The 541-nt window shown below is 70.1% G+C and carries 1 pseudogene; it reads right to left on the bottom strand.

From position 1 onward, the window contains the following. Positions 1-541: pseudogene (locus tag DD1DGNOD_RS26860) on the bottom strand (AAA domain-containing protein); the annotation flags it as partial.

Raw genomic sequence — 541 nt, 5'->3', positions numbered from 1 at the left:
GTCCACGATGACGACGTCGAAGAGATCCGTTCTGCGTGGGTCGAAACTTTGCAGCACGCGGTGGATCGGCATGATCCAGACGGGGACGGTGCCCATCGCGTCGGGCATCTGCTCGCGCGCGTCCGCCTCCCACCTGCGGGCGAACTTGCCGGTTCCCTTGCCGATCCTCGCCAACGCCTGCAGCCATCCCATCAGCGCACGACGCTGGTCCTCGCGCAGGTTGGTCTTCATGCCGAGCCGGGCGGACCGGACGGCGACGTCGAGGACGAGCCGGCGGACACCGGCCGTCGTCTCGGCGACCTGGCGCTGGAGTACGGCAACGTCACCGCGTCCGAGCAGGGCGTCCAGCCAGGTCTGGGCCTGGCGCCACCGCCACAGTTCGGGAAGGTCCGACGCCGAGCCGCACACGGTCGCGTTCCCGCCGCTGTCGATGATCTTCGCGGTCCACTGGGGAGCGGCAGCGGCGAGCCGTTCGGCGAGTGCGTCACGGCGGTCCAGAGCCGGTCGCAGGTCGGTAAGGCGTCCGATCTCGTCGCACGCC

Origin of the sequence: Candidatus Protofrankia californiensis, from assembly GCF_900634765.1 — a bacterium.
Lineage (GTDB): Bacteria > Actinomycetota > Actinomycetes > Frankiales > Frankiaceae > Protofrankia > Protofrankia californiensis.
This window is presented reverse-complemented; position numbering and strand designations above follow the sequence as displayed.